26 protein-coding genes and 2 tRNA genes are annotated in these 25,461 nt (G+C 68.0%); 12 read left to right on the top strand and 16 right to left on the bottom strand.

Features of this window, described 5'->3' with window-relative positions; translation table 11 throughout:
* Window positions 1-256: 256 nt before the first annotated feature.
* Complete coding sequence (locus B7R22_RS01095) at window positions 257-808, top strand: RNA polymerase sigma factor (RefSeq protein ID WP_116409979.1); 552 nt, start codon at window positions 257-259, stop codon at window positions 806-808.
* The gene (locus B7R22_RS01090; protein WP_116409978.1) at window positions 805-1,443 is read left to right on the top strand and encodes a methylated-DNA--[protein]-cysteine S-methyltransferase; all 639 of its coding nucleotides are present in this window, start codon (window positions 805-807) and stop codon (window positions 1,441-1,443) included. The genes B7R22_RS01095 and B7R22_RS01090 overlap by 4 nt, the downstream gene beginning before the upstream one ends.
* A 112-nt stretch (window positions 1,444-1,555) precedes the next feature.
* Here B7R22_RS01090 and B7R22_RS01085 read toward each other — a convergent pair whose 3' ends face one another.
* The 3 genes from B7R22_RS01085 to B7R22_RS01075 form a co-directional block, all read right to left on the bottom strand.
* Complete coding sequence (locus tag B7R22_RS01085) at window positions 1,556-2,782, bottom strand: D-alanyl-D-alanine carboxypeptidase family protein (RefSeq protein WP_172582132.1); 1,227 nt, start codon at window positions 2,780-2,782, stop codon at window positions 1,556-1,558.
* An 83-nt stretch (window positions 2,783-2,865) separates the two neighbouring features.
* Window positions 2,866-3,519, bottom strand: a complete 654-nt coding sequence (locus B7R22_RS01080) for a HEAT repeat domain-containing protein (protein WP_116409976.1) — start codon at window positions 3,517-3,519, stop codon at window positions 2,866-2,868.
* A 185-nt stretch (window positions 3,520-3,704) separates the two neighbouring features.
* Window positions 3,705-3,794: transfer RNA gene (locus B7R22_RS01075), tRNA-Ser, on the bottom strand.
* Window positions 3,795-3,874: 80 nt separating this feature from the next.
* Between B7R22_RS01075 and B7R22_RS01070 the strand changes: the two genes are divergently transcribed.
* Both B7R22_RS01070 and B7R22_RS01065 read left to right on the top strand, forming a co-directional pair.
* Complete coding sequence (locus tag B7R22_RS01070; RefSeq protein WP_116409987.1) at window positions 3,875-5,290, top strand: pyridoxal phosphate-dependent decarboxylase family protein; 1,416 nt, start codon at window positions 3,875-3,877, stop codon at window positions 5,288-5,290.
* Between the two features lie 9 nt (window positions 5,291-5,299).
* Entirely contained in the window at window positions 5,300-5,647 is a 348-nt protein-coding gene (locus B7R22_RS01065; RefSeq protein ID WP_116409975.1) for a DUF952 domain-containing protein, read from the top strand.
* A 142-nt stretch (window positions 5,648-5,789) separates the two neighbouring features.
* On the opposite strand, the gene B7R22_RS01060 is transcribed toward B7R22_RS01065, so the two are convergent.
* Window positions 5,790-6,185: a hypothetical protein gene (locus tag B7R22_RS01060; RefSeq protein WP_116409974.1), complete on the bottom strand. Its 396-nt coding sequence runs from the start codon at window positions 6,183-6,185 to the stop codon at window positions 5,790-5,792.
* A 140-nt stretch (window positions 6,186-6,325) separates the two neighbouring features.
* On the opposite strand from B7R22_RS01060, the gene B7R22_RS01055 reads away from it, so the two are divergent.
* Window positions 6,326-6,673, top strand: a complete 348-nt coding sequence (locus B7R22_RS01055) for a LysR family transcriptional regulator (protein WP_116409973.1) — start codon at window positions 6,326-6,328, stop codon at window positions 6,671-6,673.
* Between the two features lie 16 nt (window positions 6,674-6,689).
* Here B7R22_RS01055 and B7R22_RS01050 read toward each other — a convergent pair whose 3' ends face one another.
* The 5 genes from B7R22_RS01050 to B7R22_RS01030 all read right to left on the bottom strand — a co-directional run bounded on the left by B7R22_RS01050 (window position 6,690) and on the right by B7R22_RS01030 (window position 11,017).
* Complete coding sequence (locus B7R22_RS01050; RefSeq protein WP_253258805.1) at window positions 6,690-8,108, bottom strand: protein kinase domain-containing protein; 1,419 nt, start codon at window positions 8,106-8,108, stop codon at window positions 6,690-6,692.
* A 64-nt stretch (window positions 8,109-8,172) separates the two neighbouring features.
* Window positions 8,173-8,568, bottom strand: a complete 396-nt coding sequence (locus tag B7R22_RS01045) for an RBBP9/YdeN family alpha/beta hydrolase (RefSeq protein ID WP_116409972.1) — start codon at window positions 8,566-8,568, stop codon at window positions 8,173-8,175.
* A gap of 19 nt (window positions 8,569-8,587) precedes the next feature.
* Window positions 8,588-9,775: an epoxide hydrolase family protein gene (locus B7R22_RS01040; RefSeq protein WP_116409985.1), complete on the bottom strand. Its 1,188-nt coding sequence runs from the start codon at window positions 9,773-9,775 to the stop codon at window positions 8,588-8,590.
* Window positions 9,776-9,785: 10 nt separating this feature from the next.
* Window positions 9,786-10,169 carry a VOC family protein gene (locus B7R22_RS01035; protein WP_116409971.1) on the bottom strand — a complete coding sequence of 128 codons (384 nt, stop codon included), beginning with the start codon at window positions 10,167-10,169 and terminating at the stop codon, window positions 9,786-9,788.
* A gap of 143 nt (window positions 10,170-10,312) precedes the next feature.
* Complete coding sequence (locus B7R22_RS01030) at window positions 10,313-11,017, bottom strand: TetR/AcrR family transcriptional regulator (protein ID WP_116409970.1); 705 nt, start codon at window positions 11,015-11,017, stop codon at window positions 10,313-10,315.
* A gap of 86 nt (window positions 11,018-11,103) precedes the next feature.
* Here B7R22_RS01030 and B7R22_RS01025 point away from each other — a divergent pair, with 86 nt between their 5' ends.
* Window positions 11,104-11,961, top strand: a complete 858-nt coding sequence (locus B7R22_RS01025; protein WP_116409969.1) for an NAD(P)H-binding protein — start codon at window positions 11,104-11,106, stop codon at window positions 11,959-11,961.
* Window positions 11,962-12,017: 56 nt separating this feature from the next.
* On the opposite strand, the gene B7R22_RS01020 is transcribed toward B7R22_RS01025, so the two are convergent.
* Complete coding sequence (locus B7R22_RS01020; RefSeq protein WP_116409968.1) at window positions 12,018-12,386, bottom strand: VOC family protein; 369 nt, start codon at window positions 12,384-12,386, stop codon at window positions 12,018-12,020.
* Window positions 12,387-12,448: 62 nt separating this feature from the next.
* Here B7R22_RS01020 and B7R22_RS01015 point away from each other — a divergent pair, with 62 nt between their 5' ends.
* Entirely contained in the window at window positions 12,449-12,907 is a 459-nt protein-coding gene (locus B7R22_RS01015) for a MarR family winged helix-turn-helix transcriptional regulator (RefSeq protein ID WP_116409967.1), read from the top strand.
* Window positions 12,908-13,065: 158 nt separating this feature from the next.
* On the opposite strand, the gene B7R22_RS01010 is transcribed toward B7R22_RS01015, so the two are convergent.
* Window positions 13,066-13,323, bottom strand: a complete 258-nt coding sequence (locus B7R22_RS01010) for a VOC family protein (protein WP_253258804.1) — start codon at window positions 13,321-13,323, stop codon at window positions 13,066-13,068.
* A 65-nt stretch (window positions 13,324-13,388) separates the two neighbouring features.
* Here B7R22_RS01010 and B7R22_RS01005 point away from each other — a divergent pair, with 65 nt between their 5' ends.
* The 3 genes from B7R22_RS01005 (at window position 13,389) to pgi (ending at window position 17,336) form a co-directional block, all read left to right on the top strand.
* On the top strand, window positions 13,389-14,021 hold the full coding sequence (locus B7R22_RS01005; protein WP_116409966.1) for a dihydrofolate reductase family protein: 633 nt from the start codon (window positions 13,389-13,391) through the stop codon (window positions 14,019-14,021).
* A gap of 81 nt (window positions 14,022-14,102) precedes the next feature.
* Window positions 14,103-15,461, top strand: coding sequence for a flavin monoamine oxidase family protein (locus B7R22_RS01000; protein ID WP_116409965.1), 1,359 nt, complete (start codon window positions 14,103-14,105; stop codon window positions 15,459-15,461).
* Window positions 15,462-15,605: 144 nt separating this feature from the next.
* Complete coding sequence (pgi, locus tag B7R22_RS00995; RefSeq protein ID WP_116409964.1) at window positions 15,606-17,336, top strand: glucose-6-phosphate isomerase; 1,731 nt, start codon at window positions 15,606-15,608, stop codon at window positions 17,334-17,336.
* 181 nt (window positions 17,337-17,517) lie between these two features.
* Here the strand turns inward: pgi and B7R22_RS00990 are convergent.
* The 4 genes from B7R22_RS00990 to serS all read right to left on the bottom strand — a co-directional run bounded on the left by B7R22_RS00990 (window position 17,518) and on the right by serS (window position 21,577).
* Window positions 17,518-17,602, bottom strand: a tRNA-Ser gene (locus B7R22_RS00990).
* A 129-nt stretch (window positions 17,603-17,731) separates the two neighbouring features.
* Window positions 17,732-19,216, bottom strand: coding sequence for a virginiamycin B lyase family protein (locus B7R22_RS00985; RefSeq protein ID WP_116409963.1), 1,485 nt, complete (start codon window positions 19,214-19,216; stop codon window positions 17,732-17,734).
* A gap of 55 nt (window positions 19,217-19,271) precedes the next feature.
* Entirely contained in the window at window positions 19,272-20,303 is a 1,032-nt protein-coding gene (locus B7R22_RS00980; RefSeq protein WP_367379169.1) for an HAD family hydrolase, read from the bottom strand.
* On the bottom strand, window positions 20,300-21,577 hold the full coding sequence (gene serS / locus B7R22_RS00975; protein ID WP_116409962.1) for a serine--tRNA ligase: 1,278 nt from the start codon (window positions 21,575-21,577) through the stop codon (window positions 20,300-20,302). The genes B7R22_RS00980 and serS overlap by 4 nt, the downstream gene beginning before the upstream one ends.
* 35 nt (window positions 21,578-21,612) lie before the next feature.
* Between serS and B7R22_RS00970 the strand changes: the two genes are divergently transcribed.
* Window positions 21,613-22,602 carry a diacylglycerol/lipid kinase family protein gene (locus B7R22_RS00970; RefSeq protein ID WP_253258803.1) on the top strand — a complete coding sequence of 330 codons (990 nt, stop codon included), beginning with the start codon at window positions 21,613-21,615 and terminating at the stop codon, window positions 22,600-22,602.
* A 36-nt stretch (window positions 22,603-22,638) separates the two neighbouring features.
* Here B7R22_RS00970 and pheA read toward each other — a convergent pair whose 3' ends face one another.
* Window positions 22,639-23,595 (bottom strand): prephenate dehydratase, encoded by a 957-nt coding sequence (gene pheA, locus B7R22_RS00965; RefSeq protein WP_116409961.1) that lies wholly within the window; start codon window positions 23,593-23,595, stop codon window positions 22,639-22,641.
* Window positions 23,596-23,798: 203 nt separating this feature from the next.
* On the opposite strand from pheA, the gene B7R22_RS00960 reads away from it, so the two are divergent.
* On the top strand, window positions 23,799-25,421 hold the full coding sequence (locus tag B7R22_RS00960) for an Ig-like domain-containing protein (RefSeq protein WP_147305261.1): 1,623 nt from the start codon (window positions 23,799-23,801) through the stop codon (window positions 25,419-25,421).
* Window positions 25,422-25,461: the final 40 nt, after the last annotated feature.

The raw sequence follows: 25,461 nt of genomic DNA, 5'->3' as shown, positions 1-25,461 counted from the left end.
CGCCCGCCAACAAGGCGTCGAACCGCTGCCGGGCATCCAAAACCCACTCCATCACCGAAGCGATGTCAAAGGTCGAGGCTGGCTGGTTCATGCTCCAAGTCAAACACCAACCACTGACATTCCCTCAACAAATCAGCGACCCTGCAGGCCCGAATCCAAAACTCTCAGAAACAAATTGTGAGCCGCAATCCCGGCAGACTGTTCCACACCCCCGACCTCACGTTTCGGCGACCCCGAGCGTCTACAGAGTGTGAACATGAAACCGCCCTTCGAGAAAATGGTCGCCGAGCATGGCGCCGCCGTACTGCGCGTCTGCCGTGCCGTGCTCGGGATACCCGACGCCGACGATGCCTGGTCGGAGACCTTCCTCTCCGCTCTCGGCGCGTATCCAGAGCTCCCGCAGGATGCGAACGTCGAAGCGTGGCTCGTCACGATCGCCCACCGGAAGGCGATCGACCAGACGCGGATGCGAAGCCGTCAGCCGATCCCGGTCGAGGAACTGCCGGAACGGGCATCCAGAACCGGAAGCGCCAAAGAAGGTGCCGCGGGCGGCGAGGCGCACGACGACAGCAGCGACTCCCTGGCTCTCTGGCACTCTGTCGGCTTGCTCCCCGAGAAGCAACGCCTCGCCGTGGCCTACCACTACCTCGGCGGGCTGCCGTTCGCTGAGGTAGCCGAACTGCTCGGCGGGAGCGTCGAAGCGGCGAGGCGTGCGTCGTCCGATGGGGTGCGGGCGCTCCGCCTCGTCTACCTGCCAGAGAGCGTCTCCGGCACGGCAACCCACGAACCGAAGGGAATTCTGCGATGAACACTACAGACAGCACAAACGCTGCCGAGCGGTTCGACTTCACTCCGCTCGCGGAGGAGTCCATCGAACTCGACTCGGCCGTCACTCGGCTGCACGCCCAGCTCGAACAGCAGGCTCTGGATGCCCACCTGCTCGACCTCGCATACACGACTGTCGACACCCCGGTCGGATCCCTGCTGCTCGCTGCCACCGAGGCCGGACTGGTTCGTGTCGCCTATGACATCGAGGATCACGACGCCGTATTGGAGACGCTCGCGGCGCGGGTGAGCGCGCGGATCCTGCGTGCACCGAAACGGCTCGACGCCCTGGCCTTCGAGCTGGACGAGTACTTCGCCGGCACCCGTCGCGCATTCGACGTTCCGCTCGACCTGTCGCTGTCGAGCGGCTTCCGCCAGCTCGTGCAGAGGCACCTGCCGGCGATCGCCTACGGCCGCACCGAGACGTACAAACAGGTCGCGGAATCCGTGGGCAGCCCGCGGGCGGTGCGGGCGGTCGGATCGGCGTGCGCGACGAATCCGCTGCCGGTCGTGGTGCCGTGCCATCGTGTGCTGCGGAGCGATGGCGGGTTGGGCGGCTACATCGGCGGGCTCGCGGCGAAGACGGCTCTGCTCGCCCTGGAGGCGCGGGCGCACTAGGTGGGCGCGGGCGCGCGGCCGGGGAGAAGATGCGCGGCCCTTTGTCGCTTCCGCGCGTGCGCGCCGGGGGGCGTAAGCGACAAAACGCAGCGGGCGGCGAGGCGCCGGCGCGCTACCCGAGCAGCTCGCCCGGGTGCATCAGGCGCCAGAACGGATCCGGGCCCTCGAGATCCGTTTCGAGCCGCAGCGGCACAGTGATGGTCTCTCCGCCGACGCCGTAGCGCAGGTCGCCGGCGGCGGAACCCGCGGAACCTTCGCTGAGCGATACCGTGTCTGCCGCCACGCTCACCGGCGTGCTCGACCAGACGACAGTGGAGGCATCCTGAGCCGCCACGATCGGCACGGTCGCGCCCCAGGCTGAGGTGTAGCTGCCGACGATCTGGCCCGTGGTCGCCAGGGGCACACTCGTGAATCCGAGTTTCGCGCTGTCGAGCAGCGCGGTCACCGCCTGGCGTGCCGACTCCGAGCTGGCGGCGCCCAGCACCACACCGACGACGCTGAACGGTTCGCCGGCGACGGTGAAGTCCGCCGAGAAGAGCAGGCACGAACCCGCCTGATCGGTGGTACCCGTCTTCAGCCCGTCGACGCCGTCGGAGCCGAGCAGGGTGTTCGTGTTGGTGAGCTCGGAGAGGCCGGGGATGCTCTCCTTCTGTGTCGACACGACGGCGGCCAGGACCGGGTTGTCGAGCGCGAGCGACGCGAGCTTCAGCAGGTCTGTGGTGGTGCTGACGCTGGCGGGGTTGAGCCCGCTCGAGTCCACGACGGAGGTGCCGGTCAGGCCCTGCGCCTTGATGAAGGCCTGCGCGGCGGTGAGGTAGCCATCCATCGATCCGAACGCCCACGTGACAAGCGTCTCGCTGTAGTTGTTGGCGGACTCCATCAGCATGATCTCGATCACCTGCCGTTCGGTAAGCACCTGGCCCTCGTTGACGAGCACGTAGGATCCGCCCTCCGCCCTTGTCGAGTCCAGGAACGCCACATCGGCTGCCGTCATCGTGATACTCGGGCCGTCGTCGGTGAGAGTCAACGGTTTCGCCTGCAGAGCCACCAGCGCGGTGAGAATCTTGGTGACGCTGGCGATCGGCACCGGCCCGGACTGCCCGCTCGAAGCCAGCACCTCGCTCGAATCCTGGAGGGAGATCGCGCTCGACCCCTGCGCGGGCGCGGAGACCGCGGCTGCTGGGGCAGTCTGCACCGCCGGCGGTTCGAGGGTGACCGCAGCGGCGGGAAGGGGCGCCGTGAGCACCACAGGCACGTAGATGCCGGCCGCGACGACCAGGAGCAGGATGCCGAGAACCACCACCTTCCGAACGAAGAACTGGCGGCGGGTCGGGGTCACCCGGCCATCGTAGCCGTGGCCGCCTGACAGTGAGGTGGAGGCGGCTGGCCTGTCTGCGGGCGGCCCATCTGCAGGCGGCGCTGTCAGCGGGCAGCACTGTCAGCACGCTCTGCGTCAGCGAGCAGCCCGTCGAAGTTCGCCTCGGGATCCCGCACCAGTGCAGCGCTGGCGGCGGCTTGGATGCGCACCCCGCTTCGGGCATCGGCGCTGCGCGCTTCGAGCGGCGGGAGCGCGACCTCCCCGAGCGTGGCGAAGGCCCTGCCGAGGCTCCGCTGGGTCTCGGGTGAGCCGCGCCCGAGCTGGGCGCACAACTCCTCGGCGAGACCTGCCTCTTCTCCGGCCGGGACAAGGCCGGCAGCCGTGCGCCACGCGCTCCGGGCCACGTCGTCATCGGGATCCCGCAGGAGTTCGGCGCTGATCGCCGCCCACCCCCTCGGGTCGCCGATCTTCGACAGCGTGTGGAGTGCCTGGCTGCGTGCCTGCGACCCGTCGTCGCCGACTTCGTAGACCAGCCGGGGAACCGTCTTCGACGTCGGATGCCGCAGAAGCGCCCAGGTGAGCATGTCCCGCACGAAGAAGTCCGGCTCCACCGCGCACCGCCGCACCAGCACCTCGACGTACGACGGATCCGGCCGGGTACCCGCGGCGAGCGCGCTCGCGAGCCGGTTCGACGACGACTCGTCCTGGAGCGCGATGCTCAGGCGATCGGCGGCTCTCCCACTGTCTTCGACATTCATGTTCGCCGCCAGTTTAGGCGCGCCCCCTGACGGAGAATTAGCCGACAGAGAAGTAGCCGACAGAGAAGTAGCTGACAGAGAAGTAGCTGACAGAGAAGTAGCTGACAGAGAAGTAGCTGACAGACGAATAGCCCGAACCCACGACGACGCAGGTTCGAGCTATTTCATGCCTGTACAAACAAGTGCGGAGCCGGTGGGATTTGAACCCACGGTGGGCTTGACGCCCACTCCACCTTAGCAGGGTGGTGCACTAGGCCGAACTATGCGACAGCTCCAAGGGTGATGCCTGAGCAATCATAGCCGACGACGCAACCGACCGTCGACACGGGCCGATCAGAGGGCTACTGTGGGTGGCGTGTCCACTGATGGAGGCGATTTCAACGAAGCACTGAGCCGTGCGAAGGAGCATGCGCTCAGCTGGCTGGCGTCTGTCGAGACCCGCCCCGTCGGACCCCAGAAGTCGGTCGACCAGCTGGCCGCAGATTTTGGCGGGCCTCTGCAGGAGGCCCCGATCCCTCCCGCCGAGGTGGTCGACGAGCTTGCCCGCCTCGCCGATCCAGGGCTCATGGCGATGCCCTCCGGCCGATTCTTCGGCTGGGTGATCGGGGGCACCCTGCCGGCCGCCCTCGGTGCCGACTGGCTGGTCAGCGCCTGGGATCAGAACTCGGCCATGCGCTACGCCACCCCCGCCACAGCCGCGATCGAGGAGACGGCCGCCCGCTGGATCGTCGACCTCTTCGGATTCCCCGCCCGCTCCGGCGTCGGCTTCACCACCGGCGCGACCATGGCGAACTTCGTCGGTCTCGCCTCTGCGCGCGAGAAGGTGCTGGCCGATGTCGGTCACGATCTGAACGCCGACGGCCTCGCAGGGGCCCCGCGCATCACCGTGATCGTCGGCGAGGAACGCCATGCCTCTGTCGACCTCGCGCTCCGTTACCTGGGCCTCGGGAAACCCGTCGTCGTTCCCGCCGACGACGAGGGGCGGACGCACGTCGGTGCTTTCGCAGAGGTGCTGTCGGGCATCCGCGGCCCGGTGATCGTGTGCCTGCAGGCGGGCAACCTGCACTCGGGTGCCTTCGACCCGTTCGACGAGATCGTCACGCTCGCGCACGAACGCGGCGCCTGGGTGCACGTCGACGGTGCGTTCGGGCTGTGGGCCGGCATCAGCCCCCGCTTCGACGCCCTCACCCGCGGCATGGTGCGCGCCGATTCCTGGGCGACGGATGCCCACAAGACGCTCAACGTTCCGTATGACTGCGGCGTGGTGATCGTGGCGCACCCCGACGTGCTGCACTCGGCGTTCGGAACCAGCACGAGCTACCTCATCAGGGACGATGCCGGATCGAGCGACCCGTTCGAGCGCGTGCCCGAGATGTCGAGGCGGGCCCGGGCCGTTCCGGTGTGGGCCGCGCTCCGCTCCCTCGGTCGCGTCGGCACGGTTGAGTTGGTCGATCGCCTGGTCGACACGGCGCAGGCATTGGCCCGCGGGCTGGCAGCGCTCCCCGGGGTGGAGGTGTTGAACGAGGTGGTCTTCACCCAGGTCTGCCTGTCATTCGGCAGCGACGAACGCACCCGGCTCGTCACCCAACGCCTCATCGACGACGGCGACGTGTGGATGTCAGGATCGCGCTGGCACGGCCGCGACATCCTCCGCATCTCGGTGAGCAACTGGTCGACGGATGCCGACGACATCGCGCGCTCGATCGAAGCCGTTGAGCGGGCGTCTGGCGAGGCGGCTGGCGGGGCGGCAGCAGCAGTGCCCGGCGCGTAAGCTCGCCGGATGCAGATCTTCCACATCGCCCGGGCCGCCGACTGGCAGGCCGCGACCATCGCCGGCGCGTACACGGTCTCGTCGAGCACGGCCACGCTCGCCGAGGAGGGCTTCATCCACGCCTCCACCGCCGCCCAGCTCGACGCGACCGCGGGGCGGTTCTACCGCGACATCCACGAGCCGCTCGTCGTGCTGGTCATGGACGACCAGCAGATCACGGCCGCCGGAACAGCCGTCGTGCATGAGGAGGCCGGTAACGGCGAGCGCTACCCGCACCTCTTCGGTCCCATCGACCCTGCCTGGGTTCAGGATGCCCGCCCCGCCCACTTCGACGAGACCGGCCACTTCGTGTTCTGATCCGCCCCGCCGCCCGCGCCACCCGCCCGCGGCCCGCGCCCCGCCGCCCAAGGGACCCATATCGCGGGTTTGGGCGCCGGTTGGAACGTTATGCGTCCCTTGGCGGCCGCGAGCGGCGCTTGCGGGGAGGGAAAGGGCTGGACTACTGCATGCCACCGAGCGCAGGCGGCGCGAAGATCGCCCAGAGCAGCGCCAGGAATGTCGCCACGAAGATCGTCGGCGTCACGAACTTCACCACATTCGCAAAACGCGCCTGCGCGACGATCCGCCGGCTCACCGCACTGGGCGCACCGATCGATTCGAGGTCGTCTGCCACCGCCTGGGCTTCGGATGCCGCCGAGAACTGCACGAGCGCACCCAGGATGCCGGTCGACAGCAGGATGAGCGCCGCAGCCAGGCGGATCGGCGTCGGCTGGTGCCCGAGCCCGGCCATGACGAGGGCGACGCTCGAGGTCAGCAGCACGATGGGGCCCAATTGCGACAGGATGATCTGCAGCCGTGCTGACGCCCACATCGTGTGGAGCTCGTGTTCGGTCATCCGTTCGCCGCCTCTCAGATCGCACCGGATGCTGGTGCCTCACGACTGACCCTACGTCACGCCACGGGCCCCGGCCCTCTGTCGCCCGGGGGCTTGCCTCCCGCGATTCGACCTCGGCAGGCTGGCGTAGTCTGGGGCGGGTGAACAGCGAACTGATGCGCCACTTCGTCGAAGCTGCTGAGCAGCTGAACTTCGCGCACGCCGCCCGTTCGCAGGGCGTCTCGCGGGCGACGCTCGTGGCGTCGATCAAAGAGCTCGAGGCCGAGCTCGGGTACCCGCTGTTCGACTACTCCGCACCGACGACGACGCTCACGCCCGCGGGCGAGGCCCTCCTGGCGACCACGCTCGTTCAGTGGGCGAAGTCGGCCGCCGCGGCCGCAGCAGATGTGCCCCCGCCGGGTGGCAAAGCGAAGGCGTCAAAGGGCAAGGGCCGCGCGCCCGCCGTCAAGGGCGCATCGCGCTCGGGCAAGCGCCGCCAGTCGCGCTGACGCCGCGGTTCGCGGCTCAGGCCGAGGTGCGCGGCCCGCCCGTCGGCATCGCCGTCGCGATCTCGGTCGTGGTGCGGAGCCCCACCTGGCGGAGCTCCAGCTGACTGACCACGAGGGCGGCGAGATCCTGGAGGTTCGCGATCTCCGCAGCTGTCGCCGTGCCGGGCAGGAAGTGCACCACGCAGAGGGTGCCGATAACGGTTCCGTCGCCGCGTTTCAGGGGCACTCCCACGTAGAACCGCATCCCGAGCGGGCCGGTCACGAGAACGTGCTCGCGCGTACGGGGGTCTGATCGGGCATCCTCGACCACCACCGGCTCGGCCGACGGCACCGAACTCATCGTCAGGTCGAGCTCGCGGGCGACACGTTCCACGTCGGGTTCGTAGTGCGCCTTGAACCACACCCGGTCGTGGTCGGAGATGCTGACCAGCGAGATGGGCGCCGAGAAAAGCCGTGCCGCCATCGCGGTCACCCGGTCGAGCGCCTCATCGGGCAGGGTGTCGAGCACGTCGGGCTGGTCCACCGGGCCGGGCGTCGCCGTCGAACCGGCCGCGGGGAACAGCGGCTCGAGCTCCTCGTCGCGGTGCCGGCCGCTCTCCGCGATCACCAGCATCTTGAGCAGGGCCACGAGTTCGTGGCGGCTGGGCCGGGCATCCGGATCCCGGGCCGTCATCGCAGCCAGGAGCTGCTGCCAGTGCTCGGGCAGGCCCTCGGGGATGCGGGGGTTGCGCGAGAGCCGGGCCATCGCCGACTCGACGACGCTCCCTGCGAACTCGAGGTGCTGGGTGAAGCACTCCAGCAGCACGAGACCGAGCGAGTAGACATCGGTCGCGGGGCCCACGGGTCGCCCCGACGCCTGCTCAGGGCTGAGGTAGCCGGCCGTTCCGGTCGTTGCCCCTTCCTTGGTCATCCGTTCGACGTCGTCGGCGAGGGCGACCCCGAAGTCGGTGAGTTTTGCGCGGGCACGAGTGGACCCGTCGCCGTAGTCGACGAGCAGGATGTTCGACGGCTTGATGTCGCGGTGCACCACATTGTGCGCGTGGATGTAGTCGAGCGCCTCGGCCATGTCGTACCCGAGCTCGGCGATGTGCCGCGCCGACAGCGGGGCCGAGCGGATGCGCTGGTGCAGGTCGCTGCCGTTCACCAGGGCCATCACGATGTAGCGGTGCGAGCGGCCGTAGTCGTCGGTGTCGAGCCCCGCGTCGTGCAGTTGCACAAGCGCGTGATGGTCGAGCCCCGCCAGAACGGCGAGTTCGCCCTCCTGCCGCCCCGCCTCGACCTCGCTGTTGTGGAACAGCTTGACCGCGACATCACGCCCGAGAACCTCGTCGCGCGCCCGGAAGACCGTCGCCATACCGCCCTGGCCGATCGCCTGCTCGAGCCGGTAGCGGCCGCCGAGAGTCTTGTCGACGGGGAGTTCGCGTGCGCCAGTCACTGAGGATCCACTTTCCGGGAGGCAGGACACGGATGACCGGCGGACGACAGGCGACACAGAACGCCTACCCGCACATCGTAACCCAGGCCAGCATGGCCCTGACGGCTCTTGCCACCTCAGGGAAGCTCGTGTACCCGTCGGCGGTGCGGAAGTGCCCGCCGCCCGGAACCACCGTCACGTCGGCCTCGAGCGCTTCCGCCAGGTCGCGGCTGAACGCGGGAGCGACGATCTCGTCGTCGTCTGACAGGATCATCCGTCTGCTGCGGGTGCTCTGGATGATCGGGGCGTAGTCGACCGTCCGAGCGGTGAATCCGTCGAGGTCCGGCAGGTTGGCGAGGGGAGCATCGAAGCCGGAGACGAGCACGAGGCCGGCCAGCTGCCACCCACCGGCGCCGCCGCGCGACAGCCCGGCGAGCGCCTTCACCGCGGTGATGCTGCCGAGGCTGTGGCCGATGACCACGAGTCCGGCATCCGGCGGGTCAGCTGGCGCGGAACGGGCGGAAGAACTCCCGGAGCTCTGCGGCGTACAGTTCCGGCTGCTCGAAGGGCGCGAAGTGGCCGCCGCGCGCGGGCTCGGTGATGCGCACCGCGTTGGCCGACCTCTCGATCCACTCCCGCGGCGGGCGCACGATGTCGCCCGGAAAAAGCGAGAATCCCGACGGAACCCCCACCCGGCGGGCCAGCTGCTCGCCCGGGATGGCGGCGTTGGCGTTGTACATGCGCATCGACGACCCGATGGTGCCGGTGAGCCAGAAGATCGTGACGTTCGTGAGGATCTCGTCCATCGTGTACGCCTCGACCCCGCCGTCGCTCCACGCGTGGAGCTTCTCGACGATCCAGGCTGCGAGGCCGACCGGCGAGTCGGTGAGGGCGGCCGCTGCGGTCTGGGGTTTCGTGCGATGCATGGCACCGTATGCTCCCTCGGCCTGGTTCCAGGCGGCGGATGCCTCGAACCACTGCCGCTCGGCCGGGGAGAGCTCCGACGGGTCACCGGCCCAGAACGGGAGTCCGGCATCCATCCGGTGCACTGCAGACACCCTCTCCGGAAAGTCGAGGGCGAGGTACCGCGAGACGTGACTGCCGATGTCGCCGCCGGCTGTGACGAAACGGTCGTGACCGAGCGCCTGCATCAACTGGGCCCAGAGGGCGGCGACCTCGGGCGAAGAGAGGGCCGCGCCGGTGGGCGCATCCGAGTATCCGAAGCCCGGCATGTCGGGAACGATCACGTCGAACGCGTCGTCGGGGTCGGCGCTGTGCGCGCCCGGGTCGGCCAGCAGCTCGATCACCTTCGAGTAACGCCAGAAGGAGTCCGGCCAGCCGTGGTTCAGCAGAAGGGGGAGGGGCGGCCTGCCCGATGGCGTCGGAGCGGCGCGCCTGTGCACGAAGTGGATGCCCAGCCCTCCCGCCTGCGCACGGAACCGCGGAAGGCGGGCGAGCTTCGCCTCCTCCTCAGGCCAGTCGAACCCGTCGATCCAGTACGCGACCAGCGCGCGGAGGTAGCGCTGGTCTGTGCCGAGCGACCAGCCTGCGTCCGCGGCACCCGCGGCACCCGCGGCATCCGCGGCATCCGGCCACCGTGTCGCCACGAGCCGGGCCCGCAGGTCGGCGAGCGCCTCGGCCGAAGCGCGCTCGTCGAAACGGTGGATGACCGGAGACCCGTCTGGCATGCGAACCACGCTACCCCTGCGGCGCTGCGGGCCGGGAGAAGAGGTTCACGATGTTGCCGTCCGGATCCCGGAACAGCGTCGACCGGTTGCCCCACGGCATCGTCGTCGGTTCGAGCAGCACCTCGGCCAGAGACTCGCGCAGCCGGGCGAACTCGGCGTCGACGTCGTCGACCATGAATTCGATGATCACCGAATCGTTGCTGCCCGGCTTCGGCGCCTTCTCGCCGAGCATCGCGACGGTCGCCGTGCTGCCGATCGCGAGCACCCCCGTTGCGGTGCGGAATTCTGCGAACACCGGGGCGGGCCGGGCAGCAGTGGTTCCGGTGACGGTCTCGTAGAAACCGCTGAGCCTGTCGACGTCGTCGGTGATGATGCGGATGGATGCGAACTCCACGGTGTTCCTCTCTGTCGGCCCCGATCCCGGGGTCTGTCGTGCGCGCTCAGTCTCGCGCGCACCCCCGACATCCGCCCGGAACGCTCAGGAACAGGGACAGGGACGGAGACGGGGACGGAGACGCGATGTCAGACGCGAAGAGGTCAGGCGAGGCGGTCGAGCCAGTCGCCGAGGAGGGCCCGCTCTGCGGAGGTGAACGCGTCGAACCCGGGCAGCGACGCGCGCAGCGTGACGGCAGCGATGCGGGCGGCGGCGTCATCCGAAGCAGCAGTCGGCTCTGCGGTCAGGATGCTCGCACACACCGCCTCCCACGCCAAGCCGGCCAGGGTTCCGTCGCGCTCCGCCTCGGGCTGGTCGATCAGCGTGAACACGACACCCGTTCCCGCGGCGCGGATGAGTTCGACCGCACGCCGCTCGCCCACGCGGAGCCGCCCCGCCCGCGCGACGCGGCGCACACGCTCCCGCAGAACCTCGCCGCCCGCGTCTGCGACCCGCTGGCCATTCGCCGTCAGCAGTGTCGTGTGCATGAGCCGGAAGAGAGCGGGATTGGCCAGCCCGAACCCGATGTGCAGGCACCAGCCGGAGCGGAGGTTCTCGACCGGGTCGTCATCGGCGTCGAGCGGACGCTTCTTCGCCATGTAGGTCGCGAAGCCGTGCTCGGCGACAGCGGCGAGCAGACCCTCCTTGTCGCCGAAGAGCCGGTAGATCATGGGCGCCTGCACACCCGCCGCCTGCGAGACGGAGCGGGTGGTGACGCTGTCGGATCCTGTCGCCTCGAGCAGTCCCGCCGCGACCTCGACGAGACGGGCGCGTTGCAGATCGCGTGGGGCGAGGTCGGGCGCAGTCATGTTCCAACGATAGCGCACTCTTGCTAACGGTGGAATTCCAGTGGTAGCCTGCACGTCGAATCATCGATAACACCTGGAGCAGACCAATGATCGTCATCACCGGAGCCACGGGCGCGCTGAACGGCGCAACCGTCGACCACCTCCTCACCCTCGTGCCGGCAGCCGAGATCACGGTCGCCGTGCGCGACGAATCGAAAGCGCAGCGTTTCACCGACCTCGGCATCACCGTGCGGCACGGCGACTACGCGGATGCCGCGACCCTGCCCGCTGCGTTCGCAGATGCAGACCAGCTGCTGCTCGTCTCGTCGAACGACCCGACGGCAGACGCCGTCACCCTGCACCGCACCGCGATCGACGCCGCGAAGTCCGCCGGAGTCGGACGCATCCTCTACACGAGCCACCAGGGCGCCAGCCTCGACAGCCCCTTCAACCCTGCGCGTGACCACGCCGCCACCGAGCAGTTGCTGGCCGAGTCCGGCATCGCGTGGACATCGCTCCGTAACGGCTTCTATGCCCACTCCCTCGCCTGGATGCTCGGTGATTGGCGGCAGACCGGGGTCATCACCATCCCCGTCGACGGAGCGATGTCCTGGACAGCGCGTGGCGACGCGGCCGAAGCCGCGGCGATCATCCTCGCCTCGGACGGCGGCTACGACGGCGAGACCACCCTCACCGCGACCGCGGCCCCGACCTTCGCTGACGTCGCCGCCATCGCCAGCAGGCTCGCCGAGCGCGAGGTCGAGTTGAAGGTGGTCGGCGACGACGAATGGGTGGCCCTCCAGCTTGCCCAGGGAACGCCGGAATTCGTGGCGCGTTTCACTCTCGGTACCTTTCAGGCCGCAGCCCAGGGCCGCTTCGCCGGAGTCGATCCCCTGCTGGCCGGACTGCTCGGCCGCGAGCCGCAGACGGTTCGCGAGGCACTGGAAGCACCGGCCGCGCACTGACCGCGCAATGACCGTGGCAGAAGCCGCGGTCGGGGTCGCCGCGGTCGGGGTCGGAACTATGCGCGGTCGTGCAGCGTGATCTGGTACCCGTCGGGGTCGGCGAATGTGAACGTGCGGCCGAACGGCCCGTCGACCGGGGCCGAGGTGATGGTCACGCCGGCCGCCACAAGGGCGTCGTGGATGCCCTGGGAGTCCTCGGCGTGCATCCAGATTCCGACACCGAGTCCCAGCTGCGCCACGGAATCAAGATCGACGCCGGGGGCTGCGTCCCGCACGGCGAACGCGGCGGGCTTCGTGTCGAAGACGACGGCGTGCGGGGGGCCGGCCTGGCGACTGAGCCCCAGGTGGGTCTCGTAGAACAGGGCGGAGGCTTCGATATCCCGAACCTGGAGGGAGATGAACCCGGGTCCTGACGTGGTGTGCATGATGTGTCCGATCTTCAGTGTCAGTTAGCTGACACTGCTCGATTCTATGTCAGAATATTGACATGAGTCAAGAGCGAGCGACTGTGCACCTGCCCACCTCCGTCGGCTACTTGCTGAAGGAGGCGTCGAGCGCTCTGCGTTCGGCCATGGAGGCCGTGCTCCGCCCCCTCGGCATGAACGTCACGCACTACTCCTGCCTGGAGCTCCTCGCGCAACGCCCCGGTCTCTCGAACTCGGAGCTGGCCCGTGGGGCCTTCGTCACGAGGCAGTCGATGAACGTGCTCCTCGTGGCCCTCGAACGCGACGGTCTGGTCAGCCGGGCCGAGCACGCCAGCTCCGGCCGCGCGCTCCCGACCGAACTCACTCCGAAGGGCCGCCGCCAGCTCGCCACGGCGAGCGCCGCCGTGCGTGCCGTCGAAGTCCGGATGACCGCATCGTTCAGCGACGTCGAACGCGCTGGCCTCGGCGACCTGCTGTCGCGCGCTGTGTCGTCGCTCCGTGCGGATCACCCCACAGCCTGACACCCGCACCGCCCGCCGACACCTGCGACACCCGCCGTCTGCTGACGCCCGGCAGCTCCGCCCGCTCAGCCGGGCAGCTCCCACAGCTCGATCGGCAGCCCCTCGGGATCGTGGATCCGCACGAACCGTCCGTACTCGCTCTCCCACTCGGCCCGCCGCTAGACGGGGATGCCGGCCGCCGCCAGCCGCCCGGCGAGCTCGTCGAGCCCCGTCACTCTGAGGTTCAGCATGAAGGGCTGGACCGCGTCGAAGTACGCGGAGTCAGCAGGGAAGGGCGCGAAGACGGTCATCCCCGCCTCCTGCTCCCACACGCTCTCGGCGCCGGCCGGAATACCCAGGTGTTCCCGGTACCAGGCGGCCCGGGCATCCGGATCGCTGCTCCGAAAGAAAATGCCGCCGATTCCCGTCACGCCCATGATCTGCCTCCTTGCGCCCCCGCACCTGCCTGAGGATCATTGTGTCCCAACAGGAGGAGCAGCGCATGACCGGCAGCATCCACATCGACCACTTCACCACCCTCGACGGCGTCGCCCAGGCCCCCGGCGGCCCTGATGAAGACCGCTCGGGCGGGTTCGCCTTCGGCGGCTGGCAGGCGCCGCTCGGTGACGAGGCGAGCGGCACGCAGATCTTCGCCGGAATCGAGGCGACGGATGCCCTGCTGCTCGGTCGGCGCACCTATGACATCTTCGCCGCCTACTGGCCGCACCAGACGGAAGGTCCCGGCCCCGACTTCGTTGTCGCACGGACGTTCAACGCCATCCCGAAGTTCGTGGCTTCCCGCGGCGCGCCCGACCTCAGCTGGAGCGACTCCCACCTGCTCGGCCCCGACCTCGCGGCGGAGATCGCAACGCTCCGCAGCCGGTACGAGCAGATCCACGTGGTCGGCAGCATCGACTTCGCGCGCACGCTCGTGGCCGAGGGTCTGTTCGACCAGCTGAACATCTGGGTCTACCCGATCGTCGTCGGCCACGGAAAACGGCTGTTCCCCGACGACGGGACACCCACCGCGCTCCAGCTCCTCTCCGCGGAGCCCGCTTCGGAGAACGGCGTAGTGCTGCTGCGGTACGGCCCGACGGGCCGGGTGCCCGAGACCGGCGACATGACAGAGGCCTGATCTACGCTGGGGAGGGGTAGGCATCAACCTCCGGATGGCAGCTCTGCAGGCCCGCCGACCGACTTTACGAGAAGAGCAACTGTGGAACACGTGCAGCGAGATGTCGCCATCATCGGCGCCGGCGTCACCGGCCTCATCGCGGCCAACACCCTCCGCGCGGCCGGCCTCACTGTCGTCGTGCTGGAGGCCCGTGAGCGGGTCGGCGGACGCCTCTGGACCGACCACATCGACGGCCAGCTGTTCGAACTCGGCGGGCAATGGGTCTCCCCCGACCAGACCGCGCTGATCGAGACCCTCGACGAGCTCGGTCTCGACACCTACTCCCGGTACCGCGAGGGCCAGAGCGTCTACATCGGGCCTGGCGGCGCACCCGTGCGGTTCACGGGCGACATCTTCCCGGCCGGCGAGCACACGCAGGCCGAACTCGAGCGGCTGATCGCCCTGCTCGACGAGCTGGTGGCGGCGACGGACGCGGCAGCCCCCTGGGCCCAGGAACGGGCCGCCGAGTTCGACCGCGTCTCCTTCCGCAGCTGGCTCGAACAGCAGTCCGACGACGCGGAAGCACGGGAGAACATCTCCCTCTTCATCGCCGACGCGATGCTCACCAAGCCGTCGCACACGTTCTCCCTGCTGCAGGCGCTGCTGATGGCTGCGAGTGCCGGCAGCTTCAGCAACCTCGTCGACGCCGACTTCATCCTCGACAAGCGGGTCGCGGGCGGCCTCCAGCAGGTGCCGCTACGGCTCGCCGCACGCCTCGATGACGCCGATCTCCGGCTCGGGCATCCGGTGCGCACGATCGCATGGAGCGACACCGGCGCGACGGTGTCCACCGCCGAGCTGGAGGTCGAAGCCCGCCACGTGATCGTCGCGGTGCCGCCGAACCTGCAGTCGCGCATCGACTTCGCTCCCCCCCTGCCGCGCCTTCGCCAGCAGCTCTGGCAGCACCAGTCGCTGGGGCTCGTCATCAAGGTGCACGCCACCTACGAGACCCCGTTCTGGCGCGCCGACGGCCTCTCGGGCACCGCCTTCAGCCCCTACCAGCTGGTGCACGAGGCCTACGACAACACCAACTTCGGCGAGACGCGCGGAACCCTGGTCGGGTTCGTCTCCGACGAGAAGGCCGACCGGATGCTCGCCCTGGCGCCCGCGGAACGCCAACGCGCGATCCTCGAATCACTCGCGGCGTACTACGGCCCCGCCGCTCTCGAACCGGTCGTGTACTACGAGAGCGACTGGGCCGCTGAGGAGTGGACGCAGGGCGCCTACGCCGCCAGCTTCGACCTCGGCGGCCTCACCCGCTACGGCGCCCTGCAGCTCGAGCCGGTCGGCCCGATCCGTTTCGGCTCCAGCGACGTCGCCGCGCTCGGTTACCAGCACGTCGACGGCGCGATCCGGGTCGGCCGGCGCCTGGCGGCGGAGATCATCGCCGAGCGCGAATGACCGCCTGGCCGGCCAGAGAACCAGCAGGCCCGTCGCGTTCAGCGCGCGCCGTCTGCAGCCGGAAGGAATAGTGTTGGAGAGGCCCGTTCTGCGGCGACGCAGGAGACCCCGGCCATCCACCGTTCCGGCGTTCAGGAGTGCACAGTGACCGAATCCGTTCCCGTCGATTCCACCCAGTCAGCCGCATGGCAGACGCTCGCGAGCATCGCCGAGGGCTTCACGCCCGACCTCCACGCCTGGTTCGCGGCCGACCCGTCGCGCGCCTCGCGCCTCACCTTCCAGGCCGCAGACCTCACCGTCGACCTGTCGAAGTCGTTCCTCACCGACGAGATCCTCGCCGCACTGCTCCAGCTGGCTGAGGACGCCGGTGTCGCCGGTCGTTACCGAGCCATGATCGAGGGCGAGCACATCAACGTCACCGAGAACCGCGCTGTGCTGCACACTGCCCTCCGTCGCCCGAAGAGCGGTGCCGACCTGGTGCCGCCCGCCGGCTTCGTGGTCGACGGGCAGGACGTCGACGCCGACGTGCACGCAACGCTCGACAAGGTCTACGCCTTTGCAGAGAAGGTGCGCTCGGGCGAGTGGACGGGTGTCACCGGAAAGCGCATCCAGACCGTGGTGAACATCGGGATCGGTGGGTCGGATCTCGGCCCGGTGATGGTCTACGAGGCCCTGAAGCCGTATGCCCAGGCCGGCCTCGAAGCGCGTTTCGTGTCGAACATCGACCCGAGCGACGTGTACGAGAAGACGAAGGATCTCGACCCGGAGACCACGCTGTTCATCGTGGCGTCGAAGACCTTCGGCACCCTCGAGACCCTGACGAACGCCCGTCTGGCCCGGCAGTGGCTCTGGGAGCGGCTCTCGACATCCGGGGCCATCGGCGACAGCGACGACGACCGCACCGGCGCCGTCGCCAAGCACTTCGTCGCCGTCTCGACCGCGCTCGACAAAGTCGAGGCGTTCGGTATCGACCCCGAGAACGCGTTCGGGTTCTGGGACTGGGTCGGCGGGCGCTACTCGGTCGACTCGGCCATCGGCACCTCCGTCGTGATCGCGATCGGTCCGGAGAATTGGAAGGGCTTCCTCGCCGGCTTCCACGCCATCGACGAGCACATGCGCACGACGCCGCTCGAACGGAACGTTCCCGCGCTGATGGGGCTGCTGAACGTCTGGTACACGAACTTCCTTGGGGCGCAGAGCCATGCGGTGCTGCCGTATGCGCAGTACCTGCACCGCTTCCCCGCCTACCTGCAGCAGCTCACGATGGAGTCGAACGGCAAAAGTGTGCGCTGGGACGGCTCACCCGTCACCACCGACACCGGCGAGATCTTCTGGGGCGAGCCCGGCACGAACGGCCAGCACGCGTTCTACCAGCTGATCCACCAGGGCACCCGGCTGATCCCGGCGGACTTCATCGCGGTCGCGAACCCGGCCCACCCGCTGAAGGACCAGACCGGAGACGGTGGTGGCGTTGCACCCGGGCAGGACGTGCACGACCTGTTCATGGCCAACTTCTTCGCCCAGACCAAGGCGCTCGCCTTCGGCAAGACGGCCGACGAGGTGCGAGCGGAAGGCACGGCAGAGTCGGTTGTGCCCGCGCGCGTCTTCGCCGGAAACAAGCCCACCACGTCGATCCTCGCCCCCGCTCTCACGCCGGGCGTGCTGGGTCAGCTCATCGCCCTCTACGAGCACATCGTGTTCACGGAAGGCACGATCTGGGGCATCGACTCGTTCGACCAGTGGGGCGTGGAGCTCGGCAAGCAGCTCGCGCTGCAGGTCACGCCGGCCGTCGGCGGTGATGCGGCCGCGCTCGAGGCGCAGGACTCGTCGACCAAGTCGCTCATCGAGAAGTACCTGGCGCTCCGCGGCGTCTGACCCGCGCTGCGCCCGCACCCGAACTCAATTCAGGACGTGTGAGCCGCCAGGCCCGACTGGTCCACGGCGGCTCACATGTCCTGAATTGTGCGGGTCTGACTACTTCGCGGGGACCTCAAAACGCGGGGATTATTCTCTTCTGCGAGAGGCAGCGCCCCCAGCAGTTCCCAATGTTTACCTGCGGAGGGCGCGAGATTCGAACTCGCGAGACATTTCTGCCCACCAGTTTTCAAGACTGGCTCCATCGGCCGCTCGGACAGCCCTCCTTGCCGATCAGCGCGAACGCCAGCCGACAAATTCCAGTGTAACCGAGCCCGGCGAAGAGCGATGAAGCTACACCGGGCTCCGTCCGTTCCCTTCTGCGGTCGGCGCCGAAGCCCGACCGCAGAGGGGGTTCAGGCGTCGCTTCGCGCCCGACGCCGATACAGCAGCACCAGCGCGCCAAGACCGAGGAAGCTCAGTATCGACCCCGTGACAGCCCACGGTGTCACGTCGGAGGCACCCGTACTGGCAAGGTAGCCGGTGTTGTGACCGCCCGATCCAGAGGAGCCCGAGCCACCCGATCCAGGACCCGTGCCCTGGCCAACCGTGCCGCCACCCGTGGTGGGTGTGGGCGTCGGGGTTGGGGTGACGACCGCGGCGGCCACATCAAACGTCACCGTGCGAGCATCGCTCCTGCCGACGCTCGAGAGGGCGCGGAGCGTGAACGACGAGGTGCCCGCTGTCGTGGGCGTGCCGGTGAGGGCACCCGTCGAGGGGTCGAGCTTCAGCCAGGCCGGAAGGTCAGGGGATGAGAACGTAATGTCGCCGGCACCGGTCGCCGTGGCCGTGCCCGCGAACGCTGTCCCGACCGTCAGCGGACCGATGGTCGAGGTGCCGATCTTCGTCTCCAGGCTGACCGACGAGATCGTGTTGCCATCCTTGCTGGCGATGAGGAGCTTGTTGTCGGTCGAGAGGGCCAGTGCTACTGGAGAAGAGCTCACTCCCGTGACGGCCTGCGGCGCCTTGTTGCCGGGGACGATCACGCTGATGGCGTTGGTTCCCGAGTCTGCAACGAAGACGTTCTCGAACTCGTCGACCCGAAGCGCCACGGGGTGCGCTGCAGGCGGAAGTTTGAAGGTGGCGACGGGCGGTGTATTCGACGGCTTCGACGTGTCGAACGACATGACGGTATCGCTGACCTCGTTCGACACCCAGAGGATTCCCTTCGGCGTGATCGTGAGCCCGGTCGGCCCAGCGCCCGCCCCCAGTGTCGCGTACACCGAGACATCGCCCATCGGAGTGATCTTCGAAATCGTATTGCTGCCGTGGTTCGCGGTGTAGACATTGCCCGCGGCGTCCGTCACGATGCCACGCGGGTCGGAACCGGCCGGGAGCTTCCCGAACTCGAGAGTCACGACGTTCGTCGGGCTGATTCGAGTCACCTGGTCGTTCTTCTTCGTCACGAAGACATCGCGCGTCGAGCTGATCGCCAGGGAGACAGGAACATCTGCGGCAGGCAACGAGATCGGGGTGATGACGCCCGTCTTGATGTCGACTCGCGACACCGAAGGCTTGGCCCCGCCGGGATTCGCAACGTACAGCGAGCCGAACAGGTCGCTCACCATTGCGCTCGATTTCGCACCCACGGGCAGCAGCGCCGTGGCCTTCGCCCCGATCTGCTGGCCGGCTGCGTTGTACTCGATGACACTGTCGAGTCCGCTGTTGAGCGCAAAGAATCCGCCGTTCGCTGTCGGGACCACGGCGGTGGGCGCTGAACCCGACAGCGTCACCAAGGGATCCGTCACGACCGGCGTACCGGTGATGGCGGAAGCGGAAGCTCCGCCGACGAGGACGAGTGCGCAGAGAGCGGGGACTGCAAGGAGGAGAATCCGGTTCATGCAGGTGAGGTTAGCTCATTAAGTGAGCAATCCGCAATTCTCGAGGCAACAGCCATCAGACGAGCGTCGCGAGCGCCTCCGCGAGCCCGTCGTCATCCAGCGAAGACGTCACCTCCGAGGCCACGGCCTTCACGTCGTCGGGCGCCTGGCCCATGGCGACAGCACGACCATCCACCGCAGCCCAGGTCAGCATCTCGATGTCGTTCCGACCGTCGCCAGCGACGAGCACCTGAGACGACCGGATGCCCAGAAGCTGTCGGACGCGCTCGAGCGCGGTGGATTTGTTGACGCCGTCGGGCGCGATGTCGAGCCACGCCGTCCAGCCGACCGAGTACGAGACCCGGTGAAGGCCCATCGTCTCGACGATGGTGAGGAAGTCATCCATATCGTGTCCGGGCGAGATCACGACCACACGGGTCGCTTCCACGTCGAGAAGCTCGTCGAACGTCACGGCCTCGCCCCCGATGTTCGCAGGAGCGTTCGGGAATTCCCCCGTGTACCGGAAGTACCCGTCCGCATCCTCGACCGCGTAGTGCCCGTTCTCGAGGTGCGAGCGGATCTGCGTCAGCACCGCCCCCGGATTGAACGTCTCGACGATCTCCCGCCGATAGCCGAGGGGAGCATCCGGGTCGCGCTGCAGCGTGATGGCACCGTTGGAGCAGACGACATAGGTGGGGGTGATGCCCAGCAGGTCGAGCACGGGGAGCGTCGCGGCGACCGACCGGCCGGTCGCGAGCATCACCTCGTGGCCGAGGCCGGTGAGGCGCGCGATCTGGCCGATCACACCGTCGGAGATGGACCCGTCTTCGTGGAGCACCGTGCCGTCGATGTCGAGCGCGACGAGCCAGCGGTCGGTGCGGAGGGGATTGGTCTCCGGATGCCCGGCAGACCCCGGCGCGTCTTCGACGGCCTCACGCGGCAGGTCGAGCTGCCCCGGTCGCGCGGCGAAGTCGGGCCGCTCGGCGCTGGCATCCGCCGAAACGGTCTCGTCGACCATCGGCACGTCACCGGCACCGCCGCGCGCGGCCTCCGCCGCCGCTTCCTCAGCATCCCCGTACGGCAGGTCCGCCGGGCGCTCGGCGCTCACGGGCGCCGCCCATTCAGCGGTTCGATGAGCTCGAGGCCGCCGAGGTAAGGGCGCAGCACCTCGGGAACGCGAACCGATCCGTCGGCCTGCTGGTGCGTCTCGAGCAGAGCCACGATCCAGCGGGTCGTCGCGAGGGTGCCGTTCAGGGTCGCCACGGGTGCGGTCTTGCCCGATTCGGTACGGTACCGGGCATCCAGTCGCCGCGCCTGGTACGTGGTGCAGTTGGAGGTCGAGGTCAGCTCACGGAATGTTCCCTGCGTCGGCACCCACGCCTCGATGTCGTACTTGCGCGCGGCAGACGAGCCGAGGTCGCCGGCCGCGACGTCGATCACGCGGTAGTTGAGGCCGAGCGAGGTGAGCAGCTCCTCCTGGTAGCCGAGCAGGCGCAGGTGTTCGGCCTCTGCCTCCTCGGGCAGTACGTATGAGAACATCTCGAGCTTGTTGAACTGGTGCACGCGCAGGATGCCGCGGGTGTCCTTTCCGCCCGAGCCGGCCTCACGGCGGTAACAGGTGGACCAGCCGGCGTAGCGGTACGGCCCGTCGGCCAGGTCGAGGATCTCGTCGGAGTGGAACCCGGCGAGCGCCACCTCGCTCGTGCCCGTGAGGTAGAGGTCGTCGGCGGGGAGGTAGTAGATCTCATCGGCGTGCTCGCCGAGAAAACCGGTTCCGCGCATGATCTCGGGGCGCACCAGCGTCGGCGTGATCATCGGCGTGAAGCCTGCATCCAGGGCCTTCTGCAGGGCGTAGTTCATCAGCGCCAGCTCGAGGCGCGCGCCAATCCCGGTGAGGAAGTAGAAGCGCGCACCGCTGACCTTCGCACCGCGGGCGAGGTCGAAGGCCCCCACCAGCTCACCGATCTCGACATGGTCGCGGGGCTCGAAGTCGAACGTGGGGCGTTCGCCGACCTCGCGCAGCGTGATGAAGTTCTCCTCGCCGCCGGAGGGAACGCCTGCGAGCACAGGGTTGGCGATGGCGCCGGCGAGCTCGGTGAAGCTCAGTTCGGCATCCTGCACCCGCTGGTTCGCCTCTTTGACGCTCGCAGCGAGCGACTGCGCCTCAGCGACGAGGGCCTTCTTCTCGTCTTTCGGAGCCGCGGCCACCCGCTTGCCGAAGACGTTCTGCGAGGCGCGCAGGTTGTCGTACTCGCCGATGGCAGCGCGGCGCTCGGAATCCGCCGCCAGAGCGCGGTCGACCAACTCGACCGAGTCGCCGCGGGCCGCCTGGGACTGCCGGATGAGGTCGGGGTTCTCGCGCAGGAGTACAGGATCGATCACCTGCACAATCTTAGCGATGCCCTACCCTATGACTTGTGGCCGTCGCAGAGCATCCCGCAGAAGAGCGCGGTCCCAAACGCGCCGCCGTCGTGCTGAATCCGATCAAGGTGGACGCTTCGAAGCTCCGTGAAGCTGTCGAACGCCACGCTTCTGCGGCCGGTTGGGGCGAAACACTCTGGTACGAGACTACGGTCGAGGATGCCGGACAGCTCGTCACCGCCAGGGCGATCTCCGACGGGGCCGACGTCGTCATGGCCGCGGGCGGTGACGGCACGGTGCGCGCCGTGGCCGAAGCCCTGCGCGGAAGCGGCGTGCCCCTCGCCCTGCTGCCCTCAGGCACAGGCAACCTGCTTGCCCGCAACCTCGACCTGACGATGGACTTCGACGAGGGCATCGGCCTGATGTTCACCGGCTACGACCGCGACATCGACCTGGGGCTCATCGAGTTCGGGCCAGCCGGTGCCGCCGCGACATCCACTCACGTGTTCCTGGTGATCGCGGGGCTCGGTATCGACGCAAAGATGATTGCGAACACCAACACGAAGCTCAAGAAAGCTGTCGGATGGCTCGCCTACGTGGACGGCGGCATCCGGGCGCTCCCCGAACTGCACTCCATCAAGATGGCGGTGTCGATCGACGGCGAGGAACCGTGGCGCGACGTGTCGTCGCACTCGGTAATGGCGGGCAACTGCGGGCTCCTGCCGGGGGGCATCCTGCTGATGCCCGATGCGAAACCCGACGACGGTGTGCTCGACTTCATGGCGCTGCGCCCGCAGGGGCCGTTCGGCTGGATCCGCGCGTGGAACAAGGTGACGATCGAGAACGGTGTGCTGGCGAAGTCCGCAGCCGGCCGGCGGCTCATCGAGATCTCCCCCGACGTGAAGGACGTGGTCTACGCGCAGGGCACCGACCTGCGGCTGAAGCTCGAGTCGCCGCAGGAGATCCAGCTCGACGGGGACGAGTTCGGCGAGGCATCCGAACTCCACATCTGGGTGGACCCGGGCGCGTTGCGGGTGCGGGTCTGACCGCCCCGCCAGCGGCACCCGCGGCACCCGCCCGGCTCAGGCGCCGGGCTCGCCGCTCACCAGCGAGCGCAGCCAGTCGCGCGCCTCGATGAAGACCCCGTCGTCGTAACGGTCGACGTATTCGACCTGCGCCAGGTCGGCCCGCGGATACGACCCGAGGAAGATCACGCGCGGGCTGAACCGGCGAACGCCCAGTAGGGCATCCGCGACCCGCTCGTCGAGGATGTGCCCATCGGCGTCAATGATGAACCGGTACCGCCCGAGGGCGTCGCCGATGGGCCGCGACTGCAGCAGGCTCAGGTTCACCCCACGCGTCGAGAACTGTTCGAGCAGCTCGAGCAGCGCGCCCGAACGATCGGTCGGCAGCTCGGCGATGATGCTCGTCTTGTCAGCACCCGTCGGCTCGGGCAGATGCGTGGTGCGGCTGACGAGCACAAACCTCGTCACCGCGTTCTGGTTGTCGCCGATGTTCTCGGCCAGCACGTTCAGCTCGTGGTGGTCGACGATGCGGGGCGGAGCGATCGCGGCATCCGCGAGGTCGTTCTCGAACAGGGCGAGCGCGCTGGCGACGTTCGACGTCGACGGGATGTGCCCGTGGGTCGGCAGGTTCGCCTCCAGCCAGCCGCGGCACTGCGCGTAGGCGACAGGATGCGCGTTGACGACGTTCACGTCCTTCAGCTCGATGCCGGGGCGGGCGACCAGCGCAAACTGCACCCTGACCAGGTATTCGCCCACGATGCGGAGATTCGGGATGCTCGCCAGCGCATCCTGCGTGGCGCTCACGCCACCCTCGACGGAGTTCTCGATCGCGATCATCGCGGCGACGCTGCGTCCGCTGGTGACGTCGTCGAATGCCTCGCCCACGTTGTTGACGCTCTTCCAGGTCTGGCCCGCGGCCTCGGGAACCTGGGCGAGTGCCGCCTCGGTGAAGGTGCCGGTGGGGCCGAGGTAGCTGTAGGTGCGCGTCGGCGGGCTGGGTGGGCTGTCTGGCATGTTCCGAGCCTACTGGGCGCGCCAATTGGCCCCCGTTCGGGTGGCACGCGCACGGCTTACATCGTCGCAATCCTTACGTTTCGCTGAAATTCACCGAACTGACGTAATGAATCTGTTCCTGCCCACTCTCCCTTCATAGGAACACTGCCTACATCCGGCAGATCAAAGCTCAAGTTGAGCGCCGAACGATAAGGAAAGCACTGATGAAGTTGTCGAAAATGGTGGCAGGGCCGGCGGTCGCGCTGCTTCTGGCGGTAGGCCTTATTGCGTCCGGGGGTGGGATGTCCGCCGCGGCCGGTGGCCATTCAGACAACTGGGTGCCCAAGCATCGCCCCATCGCCTGCAAGATGGGCGGCGGATCCGGGCTGGAACTCGAGATCGGTTGCGGATTCAAGGGCATCGCGGGAACCGCTTCGGGCGATCCGACCGGGTGGGTCTGGGGCTATGACCGCTCGATGTACACCGACACGAAGGACTTCAGCCCGTGGGAGGTCCTGAACAACACAAAACTCTTCCCTTCATCCGATTCGGGATACAACTGCACTCCCACTTCAACGGGATCAAATCTCTGCGCCCGTTCGACGGCGGAAGCCCCCCACGCGGGGATCGACAACGCCTCGCTCTCTCAACTGAAGATTCAGGCAAACCGTGGAAGCGTTCTGAGCTGGGTCGAGGACGACACTCTGAGCTGCACAACTACCTCCGGTTGCTTCAAGACGACCGTCGTGTTTCCGAAATACACGGCCGAGGCGCTCTATACGTATACGTCAGCTGGGGAAGTCAATGTACCCCAGGTCTCTTGGTACAAGAACGACGGAAAGGGCATCGGCGGACTCGGCACCTACATCGGTACGTCCCGTGGCTTTTTGACCTCGGCTGATCCAGACACCGCCATCGAGCCGGCGAACTCCGTGACCGCATCGTCAACGGTCAGCCCTGACGCGGTCGTCACGAAGGGCGGACGCCTGAACTACTCCGCCACTGCCTGGGCGAACACCTCCGGTTCAACCCTGGTGAGGCTGCAGCTGGGTGGCGTGGGGCAGCCCGACGAGAGTTCCATTCCGAGAAATTGGGTCAAGCTACCCAACTCCGACAAGCACGCGCTCTCGTATCTCATTCCGCACATGAACGCGGGAGATGTCGTAACCGTCCCGATGCACTTCACCGTCGAGGGATATACAGGGGTGGGCATCACGGCGTTCATCAACGACGCTTCGACCAGGGCCGAGGTCGCGGTCACTCCCGAGGCGCCGGTGTGCACGACGCCGGACAGCGCCGACGGGCATCCGGTCGCCATTGCCGGGTCGAAGCCGACGGTCCTCGCGGGACTGCACTGCGCTGTTGCGTCGGACTCTTCTCTCGAAGTGTTTGTGCCCGTCGGTCGAGACATCAAGAAGCTCAGCATCTCGGATGACACGGTGCGCTATGTGCCGCCGACCACAGACTTTCACGGCGAGGAGACCGTCTACGTGCTCGCACGGAACGAAGGTGGAATTGCCAGCGCTCCGACGGCGATCACTGTGAACGTCGTCGACAAGGCTGCACCAGTCGACGACGAATTCACGGTACAGGTGGAGACGCGCACGACTCTGGATGCCGAGCACGGCCTCATGGCCAACGACACGTTCCCCGGTGGAACGGCGGGCTGGTTCGTGCTGAGTGAGGGCGTGGAAGCCGACGGCGCAATCCGGATCGGGGAGCACGGCGAACTCACGATCGAGCCGGGGCGTCATTTCACCGGCGACCTCACGTTCCAGTACAAGCTGGCCGAGCAGCGCGGCGACGGAACGGATGCGGCGACCGTCACGATCCACGTGGTCGAGTAGCCGCGAGGCCCTGCCCGGCTTCATTTGCGGGTGGTCTTCT

Source organism: Subtercola boreus, assembly GCF_003399635.1.
GTDB classification, from domain to species: Bacteria; Actinomycetota; Actinomycetes; order Actinomycetales; family Microbacteriaceae; genus Subtercola; species Subtercola boreus_B.
Note: the sequence above shows the minus strand (reverse complement) of the source record. Positions and strands in the feature narration are given on the sequence as shown.